Annotated in this window: 25 protein-coding genes and 1 pseudogene; 10 read left to right on the plus strand and 16 right to left on the minus strand. The window is 44.6% G+C overall.

Annotated elements, in window-relative coordinates; genetic code table 11:
* The first annotated feature begins 2 nt into the window (after window positions 1-2).
* The 8 genes and pseudogenes from C7U56_RS00075 to C7U56_RS00110 all read left to right on the plus strand — a co-directional run.
* The gene (locus C7U56_RS00075; protein WP_106999704.1) at window positions 3-527 is read left to right on the plus strand and encodes a hypothetical protein; all 525 of its coding nucleotides are present in this window, start codon (window positions 3-5) and stop codon (window positions 525-527) included.
* Between the two features lie 214 nt (window positions 528-741).
* Window positions 742-1,734 carry a SpoIID/LytB domain-containing protein gene (locus C7U56_RS00080; RefSeq protein WP_106999705.1) on the plus strand — a complete coding sequence of 331 codons (993 nt, stop codon included), beginning with the start codon at window positions 742-744 and terminating at the stop codon, window positions 1,732-1,734.
* Window positions 1,735-1,774: 40 nt separating this feature from the next.
* Window positions 1,775-2,542, plus strand: coding sequence for a M23 family metallopeptidase (locus C7U56_RS00085; RefSeq protein WP_106999706.1), 768 nt, complete (start codon window positions 1,775-1,777; stop codon window positions 2,540-2,542).
* 310 nt (window positions 2,543-2,852) lie between these two features.
* Entirely contained in the window at window positions 2,853-3,443 is a 591-nt protein-coding gene (locus tag C7U56_RS00090; RefSeq protein ID WP_106999707.1) for a lactate utilization protein, read from the plus strand.
* A gap of 204 nt (window positions 3,444-3,647) precedes the next feature.
* Window positions 3,648-4,043 (plus strand): CBS domain-containing protein, encoded by a 396-nt coding sequence (locus tag C7U56_RS00095; protein WP_022360124.1) that lies wholly within the window; start codon window positions 3,648-3,650, stop codon window positions 4,041-4,043.
* Window positions 4,044-4,135: 92 nt separating this feature from the next.
* On the plus strand, window positions 4,136-4,534 hold the full coding sequence (locus C7U56_RS00100) for a spore coat associated protein CotJA (RefSeq protein WP_233430131.1): 399 nt from the start codon (window positions 4,136-4,138) through the stop codon (window positions 4,532-4,534).
* Entirely contained in the window at window positions 4,534-4,788 is a 255-nt protein-coding gene (locus C7U56_RS00105; RefSeq protein ID WP_022360123.1) for a spore coat protein CotJB, read from the plus strand. The genes C7U56_RS00100 and C7U56_RS00105 overlap by 1 nt, the downstream gene beginning before the upstream one ends.
* A gap of 3 nt (window positions 4,789-4,791) precedes the next feature.
* Window positions 4,792-5,199 (plus strand): annotated as a pseudogene (locus tag C7U56_RS00110) (manganese catalase family protein); the annotation flags it as partial.
* 84 nt (window positions 5,200-5,283) lie between these two features.
* Here the strand turns inward: C7U56_RS00110 and C7U56_RS00115 are convergent.
* The 4 genes from C7U56_RS00115 to C7U56_RS00130 form a co-directional block, all read right to left on the minus strand.
* Window positions 5,284-6,855, minus strand: coding sequence for a recombinase family protein (locus C7U56_RS00115; protein WP_106999709.1), 1,572 nt, complete (start codon window positions 6,853-6,855; stop codon window positions 5,284-5,286).
* Between the two features lie 78 nt (window positions 6,856-6,933).
* The gene (locus tag C7U56_RS15505; protein ID WP_005427045.1) at window positions 6,934-7,077 is read right to left on the minus strand and encodes a hypothetical protein; all 144 of its coding nucleotides are present in this window, start codon (window positions 7,075-7,077) and stop codon (window positions 6,934-6,936) included.
* Between the two features lie 501 nt (window positions 7,078-7,578).
* On the minus strand, window positions 7,579-7,818 hold the full coding sequence (locus tag C7U56_RS00125; protein ID WP_009255079.1) for a helix-turn-helix domain-containing protein: 240 nt from the start codon (window positions 7,816-7,818) through the stop codon (window positions 7,579-7,581).
* A complete protein-coding gene (locus C7U56_RS00130) occupies window positions 7,815-8,237 on the minus strand; it encodes an RNA polymerase sigma factor (RefSeq protein ID WP_022615780.1) in 423 nt (140 codons plus the stop codon). Before C7U56_RS00130 ends, C7U56_RS00125 begins: the two co-directional genes overlap by 4 nt.
* 593 nt (window positions 8,238-8,830) lie before the next feature.
* Here C7U56_RS00130 and C7U56_RS00135 point away from each other — a divergent pair.
* Complete coding sequence (locus tag C7U56_RS00135; protein ID WP_103900081.1) at window positions 8,831-9,187, plus strand: helix-turn-helix domain-containing protein; 357 nt, start codon at window positions 8,831-8,833, stop codon at window positions 9,185-9,187.
* 86 nt (window positions 9,188-9,273) lie between these two features.
* On the opposite strand, the gene C7U56_RS00140 is transcribed toward C7U56_RS00135, so the two are convergent.
* The 4 genes from C7U56_RS00140 to C7U56_RS00155 form a co-directional block, all read right to left on the minus strand.
* Window positions 9,274-9,447: a cysteine-rich KTR domain-containing protein gene (locus tag C7U56_RS00140; protein WP_055058897.1), complete on the minus strand. Its 174-nt coding sequence runs from the start codon at window positions 9,445-9,447 to the stop codon at window positions 9,274-9,276.
* Complete coding sequence (locus tag C7U56_RS00145) at window positions 9,444-10,211, minus strand: MerR family transcriptional regulator (RefSeq protein ID WP_055058896.1); 768 nt, start codon at window positions 10,209-10,211, stop codon at window positions 9,444-9,446. Before C7U56_RS00145 ends, C7U56_RS00140 begins: the two co-directional genes overlap by 4 nt.
* Entirely contained in the window at window positions 10,204-11,115 is a 912-nt protein-coding gene (locus tag C7U56_RS00150; protein ID WP_074133956.1) for a DUF2268 domain-containing putative Zn-dependent protease, read from the minus strand. Before C7U56_RS00150 ends, C7U56_RS00145 begins: the two co-directional genes overlap by 8 nt.
* Window positions 11,116-11,400: 285 nt before the next feature.
* On the minus strand, window positions 11,401-12,096 hold the full coding sequence (locus C7U56_RS00155; RefSeq protein WP_055058894.1) for an Ntn hydrolase family protein: 696 nt from the start codon (window positions 12,094-12,096) through the stop codon (window positions 11,401-11,403).
* Window positions 12,097-12,275: 179 nt separating this feature from the next.
* Between C7U56_RS00155 and C7U56_RS00160 the strand changes: the two genes are divergently transcribed.
* Window positions 12,276-12,836, plus strand: a complete 561-nt coding sequence (locus C7U56_RS00160) for a TetR/AcrR family transcriptional regulator (RefSeq protein ID WP_103900079.1) — start codon at window positions 12,276-12,278, stop codon at window positions 12,834-12,836.
* 74 nt (window positions 12,837-12,910) lie between these two features.
* Here C7U56_RS00160 and C7U56_RS00165 read toward each other — a convergent pair whose 3' ends face one another.
* The 8 genes from C7U56_RS00165 to C7U56_RS00200 form a co-directional block, all read right to left on the minus strand.
* Window positions 12,911-13,819 (minus strand): conjugal transfer protein, encoded by a 909-nt coding sequence (locus tag C7U56_RS00165; protein WP_103900078.1) that lies wholly within the window; start codon window positions 13,817-13,819, stop codon window positions 12,911-12,913.
* Between the two features lie 16 nt (window positions 13,820-13,835).
* Window positions 13,836-14,840 carry a bifunctional lytic transglycosylase/C40 family peptidase gene (locus tag C7U56_RS00170; RefSeq protein WP_011861916.1) on the minus strand — a complete coding sequence of 335 codons (1,005 nt, stop codon included), beginning with the start codon at window positions 14,838-14,840 and terminating at the stop codon, window positions 13,836-13,838.
* Window positions 14,837-17,215, minus strand: coding sequence for a CD3337/EF1877 family mobilome membrane protein (locus C7U56_RS00175; protein ID WP_338108835.1), 2,379 nt, complete (start codon window positions 17,213-17,215; stop codon window positions 14,837-14,839). Before C7U56_RS00175 ends, C7U56_RS00170 begins: the two co-directional genes overlap by 4 nt.
* Window positions 17,212-19,662: a conjugal transfer ATPase TcpF gene (gene tcpF / locus C7U56_RS00180; RefSeq protein WP_103900076.1), complete on the minus strand. Its 2,451-nt coding sequence runs from the start codon at window positions 19,660-19,662 to the stop codon at window positions 17,212-17,214. The genes C7U56_RS00175 and tcpF overlap by 4 nt, the downstream gene beginning before the upstream one ends.
* Entirely contained in the window at window positions 19,646-20,038 is a 393-nt protein-coding gene (locus tag C7U56_RS00185; RefSeq protein ID WP_005427021.1) for a conjugal transfer protein, read from the minus strand. The genes tcpF and C7U56_RS00185 overlap by 17 nt, the downstream gene beginning before the upstream one ends.
* 91 nt (window positions 20,039-20,129) lie before the next feature.
* Entirely contained in the window at window positions 20,130-20,618 is a 489-nt protein-coding gene (locus tag C7U56_RS00190; RefSeq protein ID WP_390586778.1) for an antirestriction protein ArdA, read from the minus strand.
* 25 nt (window positions 20,619-20,643) lie between these two features.
* Window positions 20,644-21,156, minus strand: coding sequence for an antirestriction protein ArdA (locus C7U56_RS00195; RefSeq protein ID WP_231311523.1), 513 nt, complete (start codon window positions 21,154-21,156; stop codon window positions 20,644-20,646).
* A 111-nt stretch (window positions 21,157-21,267) separates the two neighbouring features.
* Complete coding sequence (locus C7U56_RS00200) at window positions 21,268-21,489, minus strand: hypothetical protein (protein WP_002570387.1); 222 nt, start codon at window positions 21,487-21,489, stop codon at window positions 21,268-21,270.
* Window positions 21,490-21,497 lie beyond the last annotated feature (8 nt).

The raw sequence follows: 21,497 nt of genomic DNA on the forward strand, positions 1-21,497 counted from the left end.
CTATGAGAGGATACAGAAAAAGACCGGGGACACAAGGATTTTCGGTTCCTCTTGTGGGTGCTTCCCTCTTTTTTATCATTTCGCTGTTTTTGTTTGCTTCTTATAAAAACAGCGCCTATCAGCAGGCGAAAAAGGAAATCTATTCGCTTTATACGGCGAACCGGGCGTTTGATCTGGATGAGGTGTATCAGGACGGTCTGACGGCGATCTATGCGAAAGAGTATGGAAAGACGGCAACCGAGGCTGGATGCGAGGCGCTGGAGCAGACGGGGCTTCCGTATGTCCTTTTATTATCGCAGTTTTCCGCACCGGTGGAACGCGTGTATGTGACGAACTGTCAGCTGAGCGAGACGGGGCGGGATAAGAAGGCGCGGACGTATGACTACACGGTTTCGGTGCGTTTCTGCCTGGAAAAAGGCGATGAGGTGCTGGCACCGGAGAAGACGATGGACTTTCATGGAACTGTGGTGATGAAGAAAAAGGGATGGTTCCGCTGGCTGCTGGATGGTGTGACGCTGGGGGAGTAAAAGAATGATAGAGGGGAAACTGGAAGAGACTGCAAAGGGCGGCGGAGGAAAAGCCGGAGCGTAGACTTGTGATATTTTTTGAGTGCCTGTCATAAGATAAGGAAGGCAGAGAAAAGAAGCAGGTTTGTAAGGCATTGAAACCATAAGTTTACTGGTATGGCAAAACAGAAAATGCGTGAAACCGTACTGGAACAGTCAAAACAGGAGAACCGAAATGAAGAAGAGAACTGCCGCCGTACTGGCGGCTTTTTTGATCCCATATATCACAACACTGGCAGTTTCCGGGCGTGTGCAGGGGGCGGATGGAGGAAAAATCGGAGGAAATTCAGATAGAACATCTGGAGGGGGAAGTCAGACGGATGGTCGGCAGATCCTTCTGGATCGGGAGGATGGCGTCCGCAACAACGGAACCGGGTATGCTGTCCCACTGGAAGAATATCTGATCGGTCTGACTGCAGTGCAGATTCCGGACGGCTATCCGAAGGAGGCAGTCAAGGCGCAGGCAATTCTGGCGCGGACGGCGCTGTACCGGGAGATGGACGGGGCGGATTCGATCGAGGAATCGGCGTTAGATATGGATTATCTGGAGCCGGAGCAGATCGAGAGCCGGTTTGAGGCGGCTGGAATGCCGGAATATTACCAGACGATCTGTGGGGCGGTGCGGGAGAGCGTAGGACAGACGGCGATCTGGGATGGGGATTATATTGAGCCGCTGTTTCATGCAGTGAGCGCGGGGCGGACGCGCGAAGGGGATGAGGCGCATCCGTATCTGGCGTCGGTTGCGGCAAAGGAGGATGAGGGCGCTGGCGGCTACCTGACGCGGCAGGGCATGACACGGGAAGAACTGAAAAAACGTCTGGAAGAAGGACTGAATGCATTGGGAGAACACCCGGATCTGGAAAATTTGGAAGAAGAGCGGATTCTGGAGGAAATTCAGATCGTGAAACGGGACAGCGCCGGTTATGTGGAAACCGTGCAGATTGGGGCGGAGACGTACAGCGGGGACGCGGTGCGCTATGCGTTAGGCGTGCCGTCGCCAGCTTTTTCCCTCGAGGAAGACGGGGACGAAATCCGCTGTGTTACTTATGGGCGCGGGCATGGTTACGGGTTGTCGCAGTACGGGGCGGGACTCATGGCGGAGAATGGGAGCAGCGCGGAAGAAATTTTAAAGCATTATTTTAAAAATATTCAAATCGTTTCTGAATAAAACGATTCACTTCGGCAAGACTAATACCGAGGTGATAAACGTGAAAAATAAAGTAAGACAGTTATTCAGGGACAAACTTGTTCTGGTAATGACAGTGCTTGGTCTGCTGACAATCGTAGCCGCAGCAGGAACCGTAAAAATTCGAAAAGATAATGCGCAGGATGGAAGAAATCCGTATCTGGATGTGCCGCAGACGGAGGGAATCCTGGCGGAAGAGATGCCGCAGAACCGTTTAGAAGAAAACGACGGACAGGCGGAAACACGCGCACAGGTGGCAGGAAGTTCGGATGCCTCGTATTCGGTCAATAACCGGGATGAAGCCGATCAGAAGCCGATGGAGGAGGAAAAAGAGAGCAGTCTGGGAGCCGGAGCAGCTGCCGCACGCGCACTTTCCTACAATGGAACCGATCGCTTAAGCTGGCCGGTCCAGGGCAATGTAATTCTCGATTACAGCATGGATTCGACCATCTATTTTCCGACGCTCGATCAATACAAATGCAATCCGGCGCTCATTATCCAGGGCGATGTGAGTGAACCGGTCGCCGCACCCGCCGAGGCGCAGGTAACCGAAGTCGGTTCTAATGAGGAGATCGGCAATTATGTTGTGCTGGATCTGGGAAGCGGCTACACGGCGGTCTGTGGACAGCTCAAAGACGTTCAGGTGGCGCAGAAGCAGTATGTGGCAAAAGATACGATACTCGGATATGTGGCAGAGCCGACCAAATACTATTCGATTGAGGGAAATAACGTATATTTCGAGCTGATGCACGACGGAGAACCGGTGGATGCGCTGGACTATCTGGAATGACAGGCTGAAATGCTGTTTATGATACGCCTTGCAGTCTGGTTCTGGCTGTGGCAGAAATTGGAAATGAAGGGATAAGTTTGTGTTTTGTGACAGGTGGTTTTGAAACAGAAAGCTGCTGTATGAAAACATGAAGACAGGGAATTTTGTTGATTTGAAGCAAGGCGGGCAGCTAATTTGCTCTGCCTTGTTTTTCTGCCAATATTTGATATACTATAGGTAAAGTACGAATATTTTCAAAGACCAAAGGCTGTCAATGTAGGTTATAAATAAAAGTTACTATAAATTGAACGATTTAATAAGGAGGACAAAGATGGAACAGGAACTGCTGAAGAATAATTTTGAACGTCACGGATTTAAAACGAGTTTCTTTGATACAAAGAAGGCTGCGTCGGACTATCTGAAAGATCAGATTTCCGGGAAAAAAGTTGCGATAGGCGGAAGTGTGACGGCACAGGAGATGGGACTTTATGAGGCACTTTCCGAGAAAAATGAGGTGATCTGGCACTGGAAAAAGGCAGGGCGCGAGATGCTTGTGGAAGCGAGAAGTGCCGAGGTGTACATAACCAGCGCTAATGGTGTTTCCAAAACCGGAGAACTGGTCAATATCGATGGAACCGGAAACCGCGTGTCGCAGACCTTATTCGGACCGGAAAAAGTATATTTTGTCATTGGAAACAATAAAGTCTGTCCGGATTTGACATCTGCGATGGAACGTGCAAAACAGATCGCAGCACCGAAGAACGCAGCCCGTCTGCAGGTCCAGACCCCGTGTGCGAAAACGGGCGTCTGCGTAGACTGCAACAGCCCGGCACGGATTTGCCATTCGATCGTGATCCTGGAGCGTCCGAGCAATGGGATGGAAGTAGAGGTTGTGTTTGTGGATGAGGAGATGGGTTATTAGGAGCGGAATATAGTTACTGGTCACGGGTATGAACAGTACCGATTACAGAAAAATTTGATGGAAAAATAAGGATTTCTTTATATCTTTTTTGGACGGATTTGGTATAATCAAGAAGAACGAAGGCAGATTTGAACGAAAATATACAAAATCTACAGATACGTATGGGGGACGTATGGGGAAAGATGAAAGGAGAACAGGTAAACCATGAATATATTATTTTTTCTGACACCGAAAAGCGAAGTCATTTATGTGAATGAGGAGGACACGGTTGGGCAGGCAATGGATACGATGGAAAAGTACAAGTATTCTGCGGTGCCGATCATCACGAAGGCAGGGCGTTACGCAGGAACATTAACCGAGGGCGACTTGCTGTGGGGACTCAAAAATAAGACAGATCTGGTGCAGAAAGGACTAGAAAAAGTGCGGATCACTGAGATTCCACGCCGTTCGGATAATCAGCCGGTACTTGTCAATGCGGATATGGAAGATCTTCTGGGAAAGATCATGAACCAGAATTTCGTGCCGGTGCTGGATGATCAGAAAAATTTTATCGGTATTATTACCAGAAAAGATGTTATCAGTTACCTTTGTAAAAAATAGTACATAATGATCGCTCTGTTTTTCAGCGGCGATCGCATTTATATATTTCCTGCATAAGATAAAGTATAACTGCTTTTGTAGGAGAATGAAATATGAATGGTTATCAGGATAACTCCAGCCGGAAAAATGCCTGCCGTTCGGGAATGCCTCTTATGTCATGCCCGGTGGCAGGCATTTCTGGCAATCGTTGCATAAATACCGCACCGCCAACCTGTCCGCCGGAAATACCTTGTGCTGGTTCGGTGCATCTTGTTTCGGAAAATGGGGCATTTTGCCCGCAGGGTCCAGAAATCCGACCTGCCCGCCCGTATCCGCAGACAGGAGGGAACAGGCCGCCGCAGACATTTCTGGGAGGCGGAAATTATCCGGTCGGCATGGGATATGTACCGATTCAGTCCTGGCAGCAGCCGTATGCGCTGGAAACCGCATTCAGGCGGGGAACTATTTTTCCGGATCTGGATCTGCCGTTTATGATGGGAGGTGCCTGCTGATGAATGAGACTGCCAGAAAATTGATGAAACGGATTGATGATGCCAGCTTTGCAATGGATGATGTGATTCTCTATCTGGACACCCACCCGGATGACAGGAATGCGCTGAATTATTACCGGTATGTGGTGGCACTTCGGAAAGAAGCTGTTAAAGCGTATGAGGCATCGTTTGGACCGCTCACGATCGAGGATGCGGACGATGCATGCACATGGTCCTGGCTTACAGAGCGCTGGCCGTGGGAAGGGGAGGTGTAGCGTATGTGGAGATATGAAAAAAGATTACAATATCCAGTCAATATCAAGACGCCGAATCCGAAGATCGCGCAATATGTAATGAGCCAGTATGGCGGTCCTGACGGCGAAATCGGAGCCTCTATGCGCTACCTGTCCCAGCGGTATACGATGCCTTATAAGATGCAGAAAGGACTTCTGACCGACATCGGAACCGAGGAACTCGCCCATATGGAGATGATTGCCGCCATTGTCCAGCAGCTCACGCGCAACCTTACTCCGGCACAGATCGAGTCATCCGGGTTCGGACCATACTATATCGACCACACCACGGCAATCTGGCCGCAGGCAGCAGGCGGAATCCCGTTCAATGCGTGCGAGTTCCAGTCGAAGGGCGATGCGATCACGGATTTATATGAGGATATGGCAGCAGATGGTGCAACTGCATAAGTGCAACATAGAAGTGTTAAGTAGAAGTTCTATATAATCTGGTGTGCCAGACACCAGATTTTACAGAACTTAGAAATTCCAATGTATTTCAATCGGGACATTTCTTGTCCCTGGAATCCGTTTTCCTACTAATATATAATCAATTAGAGTTTCAACGGTTTCTCTGTCTAAATGTTCAAGATTTGTGTATTGCTCAATAAGCTGGCGGCGATTATCGCCTGTCTGGATTTTTCTCTCAATTACATCAAGCTGTTTTTGCGTTTCAATCACCAGCTTTTCAAGCCGTTCTCTGTCATTTGTGAAGTCTTTTGACAAATTCAGGAAATCATTTCCGGAAAGAATCCCTTTTACTTTATCAAGATAAAGTTCTCTGATTACCTTTGCGTCTTCTTCAATCTTTTTTTGATAAGTAGCAAGTTGTGTTTCTAAAGCAGTTTTTTTCTCCTTTACGTTGGAGTGAAATTCCACGTTCTGTTCCAATTCATCTTTATCAAGATATTCTTGTGATAACTTGTTCAGTTCAGAAATAACTGCCTGCTCCAACTTCTTCACAGAAATAAATGAGCCTATGCAAGCGTCCTTTGCAACATGGCGATTTGAACATTGTAAATAATGTCTTCCATCTGTCTGCTTATTAGAACGCATGGTATAGCCACAGTTCATGCAGCGAGCTTTTCTGGCAAACAGCCCTATGGTTCCTACTGTAAATGGTTTTGCTTTTTCAGCTACCATAGATTGTACTCTATCCCAAAGTTCACGGTCAATAATCGGTTCGTGTGTTCCCTCTACTCTGTACCATTCCTCTTTAGGTCTGGGCTTATTTTGTTTTGTCTTATACGAAACACTGCCGTATTTTCCTTGAACCATATTTCCGATATAAATTTCATTTGTCAGCATATCGGAAATAGCAAAATATTTCCATAAGGTACTATTTTTTCTGGTAGGCTGCTTATAGCGTAAACCATGAAGCCGTTTATATTCCGTAGGGTTTGGAATCCCACGGTCATTCAGCATACGGGCAATCGCTGTTTTGCCATATCCCTGTGAAAATAAAGTAAAAACTTCTCTGACAACAGCAGCAGCTTCTTCGTCAATAATCAGGTGTCCCTTTTGTTCGGGGTCTTTTTTATAACCATAAAGAGCAAATGCACCAATATGAAATCCATTCTTCCGGCGGTCAGTCAATACGCTGCGGATGTTTTCTGACATATCCTCTAAATACCACTCATTAACCAGACCATTGATTTGTCTTGATTTTTTGTTTCCTTTATTAGCGGTATCTGCATTATCTACAATACTGATAAAACGAATCCCCCAAATAGGAAACAATCCATGTATGTATTTTTCCACCAACTCTAACTCTCTGGTAAATCTGGATTGTGTTTTACAGAGGATAATATCAAATTTTCGGTGTTCAGCGTCATTTAACAGTTTGTTAAATTCTGGTCTTCGTCTATCTGAACCAGTATAATCGTCATCACTGTATATATTGTAGACTTCCCAACCTTGTTCCAATACATATTGAATCAGCATGGATTTTTGATTTTGAATACTGTTACTATCATCAGTTTCATGTTGTTTGTTTCTATCTTCTTCTGATAAGCGGCAATAAATAGCAACTTTTGACTTTGTGTTCATCATATTTTATCTCCCTTAAAGAGAAGATAAAACAAACATTCCACCTACACTTATTATACCGTGTTGAGAAATGTTTGTCTATCATTTTACAGGTAATACCTGTCCTTTGGATTTTTCTAATTGATTGATGAGTTCTATCCATTTCTGATTGAACTCTTTTTTTAATGCCGACTTATCTTCACACTTAAATACATTTTTGCAGGAAATTTCTGCTTCTTTTGGCATAATTCCACCTCACAGTCTTTACTATGTTTACAGACTATGCAAAAATGCTTGTTCATTATGAAAGAATCATCCTTAGCAAACCGAACAGCTTCCGCTAAAGCTCATGGGAATCTCACCCCTGCATGGTTCTCATCCAGCCGTACCCTTTGCCAGCGGTGCTACATCATCACACGGACTAAGGCTGTACGGAAGTATCATTATCACGATAGAAAGGTCATGGCGGCAGCTATTGCGGTAAGCTGCTTATGGAACGCTGGCAGGAATCGCTATCCGGTTTCATCCCTCCTTTGGTGGGTTACGGCGTGCCAGCCCAACGGCTCTCTTTCTATCGAAACGTATTCGGCTGCTTTATGCTGCGTTGATTAGACGCTTTCTTTTTCAAGGAACAATCTGGCTTTGTCAGCCTGTTAAAATGCACTGGTGATAATGCACTTTAATAGACTGGCAAGCTCTGTCTGGGAAGCATTGGCTTGTCCATGCTTCCACAGGAGAGCGTTATTTTTACTTTGGTTCCCTGATTTCAAAAGATAAAATCTTTGCAATCAGACGTGTTTCCATCCGGCGGCGTAGGGTTTCATCTACAACCATGTGGGTATTGCCATATTCGTCTTTCATGGGACGCATGGAACGGCTGGCAATAAAACCGCTGTAATGGCGTACAATCTGGTTGACTGCTTCAATATCGCCGTCCGCAGCCCTGACAATCACAGGAAACGGAATCATAGGGTGCTTTGCTGTCATGCTTCTTCCTCCATAAATTTTTTGATAAATTCCAGTCCGGCGTGTCTTCTTCTCTGGATGGTAGAACGGTTGACTTCCAGAATTTTTGAAATTTCCGTATCGTCAAATCCGAGGAAATAATATCTCAGGATAACGTCACGTTTCTTTCCATCCAGATTTTCTAATGCTTCTGCTAATAGGCTGTTTTCAATGCGGACAGTAAATCCATCCATTTCAAAAGTATGGAAATGGGAGGGATAGGTGTCTTCGGAAGAAAACAGATTGACGGTGTAATCGTCCATATCACAGAACAGGGTTTCCCGTTTACACTGTCTGGACAACGCTTTGAGATAGTCTTTGCGTTCATCCTCCATAGCGACTTTACAGATATAATCAAACTGGTTCTCTATGGTTGTCTGAAATTCAGATGGCTTCATCATTGCTCACCCCCTTTCCAGCCTTGAAAGGGAGCGAGTTGATAGGAATTTCTGCTTCTTTCCCCCTTTTCGCTCTTAGTCCCGACAGGACAGGGGGTGCAGTTGCGTTTTGAGAAGAAAAATTTAAAAACTTTTTCTTCCAACTAAAAAAGCACGCAAACAGACGATATTTCTGCTTGTGTGCTTCGATAGTTCTTACTATGTATTGTAAAAAACCATATTGCAGGTCAGACTTTTCTAGCGTAGGTGGATGGCTTTTTTTAACGGTTTACCGAATGTAGATATATTTAAGAAAATATTTTGCATAGCGGCTTCCTCCTGTAAGCCGCTGTCTGTATAAAGTAGTAGACTTTAAAAATCATCTATATTTCATGCAAAAAAAGACGGCGGCTTTTGTTAAACCGTCGTCTGGAAAAGATGATGTGATTTTGACGCAGGGAAAGTATGCTGCCAAATAACGGTTTTTTTTATTTCCGTTTCGGCAGCATAGTTTTATCTTTGATACGCATAATAGGAACTGTACAACTATGTAATACGTTTTTCTATACCTGTCGCTATTACAACAGGAACAGTAAAATGTACAGAGGTGGTGTATTATGCGTAAAAAAGAAGATAAATATGATTTCAGGGCGTTTGGGCTTGCCATAAAAGAAGCCCGCAAAAAACAGGGTTTGACCCGTGAACAGGTGGGAGCAATGATTGAAATTGACCCACGCTATTTAACCAATATTGAGAATAAAGGGCAGCACCCAAGTTTACAGGTGCTGTACGACCTTGTATCTCTGCTGAATGTATCAGTGGATGAGTTCTTTTTATCCTCTGATAGTCTGGCAAAAAGCAGCAGACGAAGACAGCTTGAAAGCAAAATTGACAATTTTACAGACGCAGACCTTGTTATCATGGAAAGCGTTGCAGATGGTATTGTCAAATACAAGGAAATGGAAGATAAATAACTTCTATTGCCTGCAAGAATAAGATTGAAATTAAAATGAGCCGATAGTCTATAAGCTATATAGCTTATAAATTATCGGCTCTGCGTCTAGGCGTCTGGCTCTTTGATAATTTCTATTTTGAAGTTATTTACGCATATCAAACTTTCTTTTTTACATTTTGGACAATACAACGGAAAGTTTTTTAGCTGTGTATCTTTTCGTATTTTAATCCTTGTTTTATTGTTGCATATAGGACAAATAACCCACTCCATCATATTCATTCTGAACCTCTGCAAAAAATTTGTATTGCTTCATTAAAAAAAGCTGCAAGATTTCCACTACTAAATCTATTTATAAAAGTGGTAAATCTTTCATCTGTAATATAGAGAACTCCCAAATTAGATAAAATTTGTTTATTACATTCATAAAAGTGTTCAGAAATATATTGTTGCCATTCATGTACTATTGCTTGTACTTCTGAACTTTCCGCAGGACTATTTTCATACATAGCTAGTTTTTCAAAAATATTGCGAGCCATTGAATAAAAAGATTCTATTTCTTTCTCTTGTATTTGCTTTGAATGGGAAGAAAACATAGTCTTGTATTCTCTGAAACTTTCAGTATTTCCCCATTGTTCTAATACTTCTTCTTGAAATTGCGATTGTAACTCAAGTATTTTTGCATTTGAAAATGCAGAAAATTTAATTTCTTTATTTCCGTTGATTGTGTCTTTTACAAGTGAAATCAAAGCTTCTATTCGTTCTTTCTGAGCTTCCAAAATCAGTACATGACGCTCTAATGCTTCTGAACGAACATAATGAGGTGAATCCAGCAGTTCCTTAATTTCTTTTAGGGCGAATCCAACTTCTCTAAAAAACAAAATTTCCTGAAGCCTAGTTAAATCGTCGTCTGTATACTGACGGTATTTTGCTTCGGTTATAATAGATGGTTTTAATAAACCAATTTCATCATAATAATGTAGTGTTCGAGCAGTAATACCTGTTAATTTAGCAACTTCATGGACTGTTTTAGCTTTTTCATTCATTCCAAAAATCCTCCGTAGCATTTAAAATTTCTTTTGCAGGTAATAGAGTTGCTTCGACAATGTTTTTTCCAGTCTTTTGCAAGTAGTGTTTAATCAAGTGATAGCCACACGCATATCCGGAACAATAGGGTAATCCGACCTGAGGATAGTTTTGTAATGCTGCCATTTCATCACCATAAAGGTATGCATTCAGATTTTCTAATCCTTGAACATTTAAACCGTCCCGAATAATAGGCTTAATATATTCATTTAAGGTTTCTATATCAGTTTTTGTTACCCAAGGACCTGCTTTATCTTCACCATACAGAAATGTTGCAAAGTTTTCTGCCAATCCCTCATTGACTATCATTTCACCAAGAGTGATGTCATTCTTCCATTTAATAAATTGAAATCGTACGTTGTGATTAGTTTCATGTGCTAATGCTACATGAAGATGTGATAAAGTGTATTCATTAGGTAGTAACCAAGAAAAAATATATCCTGGAATACCACCATCACCACAGTAACCATCATTTAAAATAATGTAAGGATTTTTAGCATTTGCAAGTAAAATTGTAAACGCATATTCTTTAATGGGTAGATTAACACCGTGTTCAACAAAGCAATTCAACGACTGCTGAATGGATAACTCACATTTTTCCCAGAGTGTATTATCAGAAATTAGCTTAATATTATTTTGTTGCTTTTGGTCAACAGCGGTTGGGGCGATATGTCCAAGCATTTCGCTTGCCATAATTACATCATATCCATTAGGCGTTAGAGCTTTCATAGGAACACTATAACAAGCCCACTTTTTTTCAAAAGGCTTCATAAGTTCATATCTATAAATGTCATTTTTTTTGTCTAACGGTGCATTCATAATTTTTGAATAAACTTTGTCAGAACGGATAGCGGATATTTTCATAATTCTAGTTCCTCCTTTTGGTTTTATCATATACTATGACGTAACGTTAAAGTCAATAGGCAAATTAAAAATTATCACAGATGTATGGTAAATAATTAAATGTCTTAGTAGACAAAGGAAATAGAGGTTAAACAACATAAATTAACTTGATTGTCGAAGTAGAAATTGTTGTTTGAAATATTGATGGAAAAGTAAATAAAAATTGCAATAGGCAGATGGTATTGTCAAATCTAAGGAAGTGGGGGAAATGTAAATCCTCCACTTTTGCTTATAATTGCAGTGATATTAGAATTGATACTCTGCAATATTTTTGAAATCATTGTTCAACACATAATATACCTTATTTTTAGTAACGGAATATACAAAAGAAACTCTGGTTGCCCAAAGTCCTTCCTGACGTACTGACCTAAGTACATCAAAGGCGTTGGAAATAGAGAAGTTTTCTCCATATCCTTGCAGTAAATCCTTTGCCTTTTCATATCTGTTATCCCCAGATAAAACATATGGATTAGTCAATTCTGGTTTTAAAATGGAGTAATTTGTTATTAAGGAATATTTTTCTTTTTCCAAACGATACCCAATCCCCGGTTCAATAATGAGAACACGCCCAGTTCTATCTGAAAACATAGCCTGCATAGTAGTGTCAGGAGCATAAGTAATTTTCTTTTTTTTCACTATTTCCAATGAATCATCAAAAGAGAGGTTGCCTTTTATAAAATTTTCTGTCAAATCAGCTATTGTATAGCATGATTCATTACCGCAAAATTGTGCATTGTCATTTCCATGTACATACAACAATGTGCCAACATTCCCATTTCTATTGATTCCGTGAAAAGAGTGATACTTATTATCGGACATTTTTATCCCTATAAAAAAACGGTCTTTTTCAGCAATTACGGTATGTTCCCATTCAGAAAGGTCAATATCAAAATTGAACCCAACAATGGTTTCTTTCCCATTATACACAAATCTTGTACACATATTTGTAGTTCCTTTCATAAACTAATTATAGTAGTATTAAAACTAATTATATTAGTAATATTAAATATTATAAGACAATTTGTCAATATAAAAGTTCTTTTTTTCTAACCTAATTATTGACTTCGCTAATTTAATTACTTAAAATGAGGTAAATGATGTGAAGAAAGAGGAAAATGAATATGCGAGTTACAAGAGCCGAAGTTATAAAAACAGCGTCTGATATGGCTGATAGAAATGGACTTCATAATGTTTCTTTGAAAGCTATTGCTGAAAATTTAGGGATTCGTACCCCCTCCTTATATAATCATATAGGAAGTTTGGATGAACTTCTTAGGGAGATAGCACATAGTGGTATGCGTACTATGAATGAAAAAATGATTCGTGCAGCAATCGGTAAGACAGGGGATTCAGCGTTAAAATTAGTGGCAGTTGAATATCTTAATTATATGATTGAACATCCCGGTGTGTATGAAATAATTCAATGGGCTAGTTGGAATGGAACAGAGGAAACAGCAATCATTTTTAATGATTATCTATCTTTACTTAAAACACTTATTTGCTCATGTGGCTTTAATCCAGATAAGACCACTGAAATTTTGAGCATGGTAACAGGTATGCTTCATGGTTATACAACATTACAATTAAGATATGCCTTTTCAAATCCTGATAAAGTAAGAAAAGAATTATCCGAAGCAATTGATACACTACTGCTGGGAGCTAATCAAAAATATAAAGATTAAACGAAAATTTCTTTTAAATACTTTGTAAGAGAAACGTGCAAATCTCCAAATGAGAAATGCACGTTTCTCTATAACTATTTCACAATTTTCCAGTTTTCCCCGTTCTTTTCCAGCACAAGGTAAAACTGCGATACCTGTGTTGTCATGGTCTGGTTATCCAGATATTTTACTGCAAGGGAAGCTGTCACCTGATTTCCGTTTCGGTTGTAGACAGGATTTACCAGTTCCGAGAAGATATATTCTTTCCCCACAGGGTTCAGCACGCCCTCATTCACATAATAGGTCAGCTCCTTTGCGGTTGCCGTAGGGTACAGCTTGAAAAAGGTAGTGAGAAATTCGTTGATTTCCTCCGTGGTGATGGAATCCACCGTACCGTCACTTTGTACCGCTTTTGGAGTGTAGCCGGATTTTACGGGAACGCTGGTAATGGTTGGGTTCTGGATAATCGTCAGGTTCCCAGAACTGTCCACATAGACGGTCACCTGATAGGCGGAACGGACGGTTTTACTGGATTCTCCCTCTGTGATACGCTGTTCCACCGTATAGGTTACTTGATAATGCTGCTCCTTTTCTTCTGTGATTTCCCATATCTGGAAGTCGGTGAGGGCAGACGATACGGGGATGTCCTTTCGGACAGTATCTACATTCACGGCTTGCAGTTCTCCGGTGAGATACCCTTTTAAAGCGTTTGTCCGGTTATCAATGGAAGCGGCAGACTGTTCCCATGAATAGTAGACTTCTGCGAAATTCTCCACAAAGTTTTCTATCTTGTGAGTGTCGAGGATGGTTTCCTCAATCACTTTGGTTTCATGGACAGTATGAATGTCTATCGCCGTGAAATTCTTATAGACGGCAAACAGGAAGCTCATTGCCAGCAGCACCCACAGGGCAATCACGGTTTTTTTGTGGGTATTGACTTTGTAAACTTTCAGTTTCTTTTCTTTCTGCTTTTTCTGGTTATCCTCTTTTCTAATCTGAATCATATCGGTTCATCCTTTCTTATTGTTTGATTCGTCCGGCTCCGGCAAGGTGCTGTTGCCAGTAGGAGCCTGTCAGGTCTGCGTAACCAATGGGATTTCCGGCATGGTACATCCGGTTATTTCCCACATACAGCCCCACATGGGTGATGTAGGTTCCGGCGTTGTAGGTGGAGTGGAAAAAGACCAAATCCCCTGCTTTTGCTTCGGACAGGGGGATGTGCTGCGTCACATTGTACTGTTCCTGTGCTGTCCGTGGCAGGGCGATTCCTGCCTTGCCATAGCACCACTGCACCAGTCCCGAACAGTCAAAGGAAGTGGAGGGGGAATCGCCCCCATACACATATGTCCATCCCTCATACTTTAAGGCTTCCTCCATGATAGCCTGTACCGTTTCATCATCAAACTGTGCCACGGTCAGGTATTGCGATACCAAGAGGACATAGAACATATTTCCGTAGGAATACCGCCAGCCCCCATTTTTCTCTACCGCAACAGGGTTGGTGTAGGTGACTTTCTTTCCGCCGGATTTGTCCCTTGCGAAGCTCTCTGCCAGTTCAAAGGTGTATTTTTTTCCGTGTCCTGCCACATAGTCTAGGAAACCGCCGCCGTAATTATAGGATTGAATCACGCTGTTTAAGTCACAGCCCTTTGTTTCTGCCGCTGCGAGCAGTTCCGAGAAATACTTGCAGCCCTGTTTGATGGATTCCTCTGTACTAAGGGAGTTCGGGGGAAGCCCCAGAGATTCCGAGGACTGCATAACGTCTTCCAGTGTGCCGCCGGATTCCACCTGAATGATGGCGAGCAGCACATTTAAGTATTCCTCTATGCCATATTCCCTTGCATACTTTTCCAGCATAGGTTTATGGGCGAGGACTTCCTGTGATACGCTCACGCCCCCATAGATAAGGTTTCCGCCGCTTCCTCCGTCTTCCTCATCCGAGAAGACAATCACCACCAAAAGGAGTAGGGAGAACATCATCACGAACACGCCGGAACAGGCGAAGAAAAGGTGTCTTAACTTCATGGTTTCTCCCCTTTCTTCTGTTTGGAAGCCGTTTTTTCCGTTTTTGTCCACTCCTTTCTGGCGGTGGTACGCCGGATGGTAAAGTTCGATTCTTTTACCACAGGGGCAGCCCGTTTTCTTTCCGGTATCACAGGAGCCGTATCATTCTGGACAGGTCTTGCCGGACGGGGAGCAGCAGGTGTAGTAGTTGTCTTTTGTCTTTCCTCTGGTTTGTCTGGGGGAGCCGGAGGGGCTATCTGGCGTTCTGTCCTTACAGGCGGTGTCTGTTCATGGTGGATGGAAGCCGCTTTTACCACCGGAACCGAAGCCCGTTCTGCCACAGTTCCCCCATAAGGAACCTGTCCCCGTTCCCTGATGGATGGGGAAACAGGCTGCATGGCTGGTTTTCCTGCATGAATGGTATCTGCATGGTTTCGGAAATCTTCCGGCTGCTTTGCAGTAACAGGGCGTTCATGGACGGGAGCCGCCCCTTTGGGGGCTTCGGAAGCTGTCTTTTGCGGCTGTTTTTCCTGTTCCAGTTCCGCCCTGCGTTCTGCAATGGTCTGTCTGCGGCTTTCTGCCTGTGCGTTCCGCTGTTCGGCTCTGGCAGTTCGGGTCTGGGTCACGCTGGAAGTAAAATCCCGTACTCCCTCTGATACCTGTGTTTTCCCGTGATAAAGGGCGTACTTTGCATTGACAGGCAAATCCTTTGCCTGCTCCCGAAGCTGTCCGGCAGTATCAACTATCTTATCTTTGGTATCTGCCACCGTACCCACCGCAGAGCCAGCCTGTTTCCATGCGGATTCCTTTTCCGGTGCTGCCTGTCCATCTGGTCTGCTGTGGTCTGCCTGCGTCCGTTTGGAAGAACCAGATGTTGAAGTAGTTCTCTGGTCTGAGCCAGCCTGTTTTCCTGCATGGTAGGCAGCCGTTCCAGCCCCAAGAGCTGCCACAGAACGTCCCAACTTATGCTGTAAACGGTGCATATGGGCGTGCATGAGCATACGGGGTCTTCGCATGATACGGTTCCCCATGCTTTGGGAATCCCCACTCTGTAAGGAGAACATCCCCATCAAATCCCCCAGCTTGAAATAAATTCCGGCAAAGGTCACTATCTGTAAGAACGCCGTCAGGAAGAACGGATATTCCCCAGACAGGTTGTAGAGCATGGTGGAAATACTGAACGCTACCGTGATAATCAGGGTGATTCCGGCTCTGGTAAGGATGGTGTTGAACAGTTTTGTAATGGCACGTTTTGACATCCCCTCAAAAGAGGGAACCATGCTAAGGAGAAAGCTCACAGGCAGGAACATGGCGTAGATGATAAAAAGCACCTGTGAGAAAATCATTATCCCTGTGAGCAGGAATACAAAAATGGAGATACCCATGTTGAACATGAACAGGAAGAAGACGGTTCCCAAGCGGTTGATGGTCTTTGTGATGGTAAGGTTGGTATTTTCCCTGTCTTCGATTTCCTCCACCACGATTTCTTCCCTGTCCTGCCCGTTGTTTTCGTTTGGACTGGTTGAGAGCAGACTTTCCACACGGTCAGCCCCAATGCTTTCCACATCCGAGTTGCCGTATTGCAGCAGGAGCCACGGCTGCTTGACCTGAATGGAAAACAGGCTGTCCCGTATCAAATCCACGCTGTCTTTTCCTTGACTTTCCGAGTTCGGCAGCACAATCTTTGTACCAAGGGTCAGGCTGGCATTGCTGATGTCTGCGGAAAATTCATTGATTTTCCCGATATAATCAGGGGCATAGGCGATAAAGGCAGCGGACAGCACGAACACCACCACGAAATTGACAACGGCATGGATGGCTTTTGTGGTTTCCCGTTTGATAAGCCCTGTGTAGGCAACGTAAAGCCCCACCACCAGAATGAGAATCAGCAGGAACCCGATATAAAATCCCTCCGAGGACAAGCCGCCTGTGGTAACGCCTGCAAGGGTCTGCATATTTTTCCCAATGGAATCCGCTGTAGAGGAAATGAAGTCCAGCGAGTAGGCTTCCTGAATCAGATACCCCGTAGCGTTGGAAAGGTACAGGCTGATTGTCCAGATAAAATTTGTGATGGCATACAGCCCGTACATCACCTGTTTTCCGATACCGTCCAGCCAGTTCCACGGGAGCCAGTCCCATCCGCTGTCCACATAAAAATCAAGCTGGTAGTTGTCCAGAGGATATTTGCTGTATTCGTTGGCAGCGTCCACCGTATCATCCACCAGTCCGGCAGCGTGGGCGGCTGTTCCGAAGACTGCAAGCAGCAGGAGGATGAGCAGGAGTGCCAGAAGCACCCTGCCAATCACTTTTCCTGCTATTTTCCAAGACAAGCCCTTTTTTGCTGAATAGGGAACAGGGAGCTGCTGCCCGTTGGAAGTTCTATGTATCACCATCATTCCACCTCTTTTCTCACGGGCGGTCTGGTATCAAAGGCATGGAACAGGTCTTCAAAGATAGGATGGAACTGTATCACTCCCACACGCCCGTACAAATCACTGATAAGGCACTGTCCGTTTTCCAAGTCACGGAGCCGTTTCTGGTTGTTTTCATCTTCGGAATCCACCCCGAAAAAGGCGAGGGTCTTCCTGATTTCGTTGATGTCCGTAGAACGGAACGCAAATTTCAAGCCCAGATTGTTTTTCAGCTTTTCATCCAGCAAATCGTCCGTGTTCTGGGTGACAAAGTAAACGCCTGCGTTCATGGCACGTCCGGCACGAACCAGCTTCATAGAGAGGGTCTTGCCCTGTGCCACCTGTAAGAAGCTCCATGCTTCATCCAAATCCACAATCTTAAACACGCTGCGGTCAGTATGGATGAAGTCGAGGGCAAAGGTGCTGATTACAATGAGCATTGCCACGGAAAGCAGCTCCATTGTGGTGTATTCTTCAAACGAGGTTTCCTTATCCGGCAGCACCAAATCCGCCACCTGAATGATGTTGAGCTGCTTTTCAAGGCTGATGGACTGTGTGACATCCCCATCCGAAAAGAGCAGGTGTGCAAAGTCATAGTCCGTAAAGGATTCGATATGGTCGGCTATGCTGGTGCTGATGGTGGTTCCCTCTGCCCGTAGTTCCTCAATCACTTTGAAAAGCCCTCGTTCCTCACTGTTTGTCACCGCACGGATGGCTTTCCGAAGAACCGGGAATTTCTCCCCGTCACGGCTGGAAATGCCTGTTAAAAAGGTCAGGATGTCGATTGCCAGTGATTCAGAATCCTTTGGGTTCTCCATAATCACATACGGGTCGAGTAAGCCCCTGTTCTGTTCCTCCGAAGTCAGGTTTACGATATTGATTTCATGGGCGATTTCCGGCAGGGTTTCTTTCCAGCGTCCCCGTTCCGCTTTCGGGTCAACAATGAGTGCCTGTGCCCCAAATAATACACAGTAGTAGACAATCATATTGTTGCTGAATGATTTTCCACCGCCGAGGGAGCCGACAAAAGCGGCAGCAAGGGCGTTGGTGACGGAGCCTTTTACCCCTTGACTGGCAAGGGCAGGCTTTAAGTACACGTTTCTTCCTGTATCAAGGCTGTACCCGATATAAATGCCCTCCGGTTCCCCTAACATCTGGGTTGCCCCGAAGCCAAGACCAGCAAGGAAGTCACTGGTGACATACTGGATATAATCGTTCAGATACCGTTTGCTGGCAGGGAGAAATTCCCCATGCAGCCCCAGCATATCCCCAAAGGGGCGAACCAGCTTCACGTTCAAATCGTCATAAAAATCTTTCACCTCATTGCAGCGGCGTTTCAGTTCTTCCAAGTCGGGAGCCGTCACACGCACCACATAGGACAGCTTATACATAGATTCCTTGCTCTGGTCTAAGGTGGATTCCAGCTCATTTACGCTGTCTAAAGCGTCCACCACGTTTGTACTGGTTTCACTGTCATTCTGCCATGCGTGGTTGTCCAAATCTTTCAGCTCTTTTTTCTTGTTCCGCACCGTGGAGAGGGCTTTCCGGTTTGTCACAATCTCCACATTCATAGAGGTATCAATGGGAAAAGTGAATTGCTGCTGCTGATAGTAAAAGATTTCCGAGGATGGGAAGTCCAGTTCCCCTACAATGCTGTTGATGGTAAAGTAGGCGGCATAAACTGTCCCGTCTTCCTGTTCGATTTTCAGATACCGCTGGTTTTCCTCTATCAGACAACGGGTAGGTTTGATGAGGTCATAGTATTTCACCAGCGTTTCCTCCTGAAACCGTTTCTTCGGAAGATAATACTCATAATCTTCGTAGGCGGTTCCGGTCTGCCCGTATAAATGCTCAATCAGATAGCCAAAATCGTCCTTGTTAAGCCGCCGGACTTTGAAGCGGCGTGAGATTTTACTCTCCAACAGTTTTTCCATCTTCTGAAACCGCCAGATTTCCTCATTGCTCATGGAAACAAAATCCCCCATGAGCTTGTGGTTGACTTCATGGAGGAAGTCGGAAACAGCGGTCTTTGCTTCCCTGCGAAACTGCTTCATGGTGACTTCCTGCTCATTGACAAGCAGCTTAAGGCCGATAAAAAAGCGGTAGTCCACCTGATTTTCCCCTATCATGGAAATGAGGGCTTCGGTCTGTGCGTCAATCTTTGCACAGGCAACGTCCTTTAGCTTGCCTGTTACTTCCTGTTTGGAGCGTTCCTGTGCCGCCCGTATGCTGGATTCGGTGCTGATTTGCAGGGCGTGAATCTTCCCGTCCCTGTTCTGGGCGATAAGCTGCCGGAACGAATCGTGTACCTGATATTTCTGTTCAGGGCTTAAAAAAGAATAGTTGTAGGGAAGCAGCTCATAGTAAGCGAAGCACTCCCCGTCATGGTTGAACACAAGGTTATTTTCGATATACTTAATCGGATATGCCATAAATATCACTCCTAACTGCCGTGATGGGCTGTGCCGGATATTCCTTTTCCAGCTTCACGGGCTTTCCTGCATACGTCAGTTTCGGGCGTACCAGATATGCCAGTACGGATTTCAGGAAGCCGTAAGGCTTCTTCCCGTCAAAGGTCTTCTGGCACATGAACCAAGTAAGGGCAAAGGGTACGCCGAAATATTTCAAAAATGCCCCGTCAATGAACGAAAGGGGAGGGAGGTTCCCCAAGAGCATAACCGCAAACACCGACACCACGAACCACGCCATCTGTGTGAACGTGATGGGGAATGGCAGCTTAAAATCATTGATGGAATAGAGTACCTTTTCCACCGACCAGATACTGGTATAGCTTCGTATTTTCTTCATGTTGTCCGTCCTTTCTAAAAGATGGGGGCAGCAAAAGCCGCCCCTGAATCAAAAAATCCGCCTGCATTTCCTGAAAGAGATACAGACGGGTCTACCGTATGATTTCATATACGCCGTGGTTCGTGACAACAAAGGTTCCCTCCAATTCCATGTCACGCCCATAGGCGGCATAGTCGATATAGTTTTGTAAGTGTGCCGGAAGTTCCCCAAGCTGTCCGGTTTCTTCCAGATAGTAGCGAGCCACATCCGCCATATCGTCACAGCCGGAATGGCAGATAATATCGTCTTCATGCTCACAGAGTTCTTCGATACTGCCAAAGTAGGATTGCAGCTCTGATAGTTCCTCCTGAATATATTCCGGTAAGTCCTCCACCATTTCACACAGGCGGTTGACTTCCTCAATGGGGGTATATTCGTCAATCGCAAAGGGCAGCTCATAATCATGGATGGCATATTCCTCATATTCATCATTCAAGCCGATACGTTCCGTGACTTCCTCAAAATCCACAGGCGGCGTGAACCATGCCCCTACCAGTTCGCCCTCATTGTATTTTCCTAAGTTGGCAATGTAAATCCGCATTTCTTCCAAGTTCCTTCACCTCCTTTTAGCGGTAATAAAAGATACCATTGTCCGTAAACAGGTAGTTTTCGCTGGTTTCCAGCTCCCGACCAATGGCAGCGTAGTCGATATGGTTCATTAAGTCTGGGTGTATTTCTCCGAATACCTGAATCTCCTGCACCAGATAATGGGCGAGGGATTCTCCGTCCTGCACCGGATAGCAGCGTATCTGGTCTTTGTGGTCGATAAATTCCGTAAAGCTGGAAAACCACCGCTTTTGTACCACATCCATTTCATAATAGAGAGGCGTTCCCTGCATTTCCTGTACCATCCGGCAAAGGGCGTTGATTTCCCAGAGCCTTGTGTTGCCCTCCAATGGAAACGGCAGCTCATAGTCTTCAATTTCGATTTCTTCCTCACTCTGAACCCCAAGACGTTCCCTGATTTCTTCAAAATCCACGGGGCAGGAAAACCATGCCCCCGGATATTCCTCAAAATCCTCATGGTAAAACCTTGTGGTGTTCAGGATGTAGATTTTCATTTCCTCAATCAGTATCACGTCCTTTCTCTGTCAGGTTGTTTGGGGAGTTACGCTCCCCAAGCCCCTAGTGGACTTCCGCCATGAAGCAATCAGAGCTTGCTCCATAACGGAAGTGTAATATGTTTTTTCCTATGCACCGATAATCTTATTAAACAGTTCCAGTAAGATGTCCTTTACACCGTCCGCATTGAAGACCAGACCAACCGCTACAAGGGACACTACTAAAAAGCCGATAAGTTTGGAAAATTCCCTCTTAAATCCGAGGTACAGTCCAATCACCACGATTGCCAGCAGCACAAGGGACTGGGCGTTGGATAAAAACCAGTTGTAAAGATTCTGTCCGAAATTCATAAAAGCTC

Origin of the sequence: Clostridium fessum, assembly GCF_003024715.1 — a bacterium.
Lineage (GTDB): Bacteria > Bacillota > Clostridia > Lachnospirales > Lachnospiraceae > Otoolea > Otoolea fessa.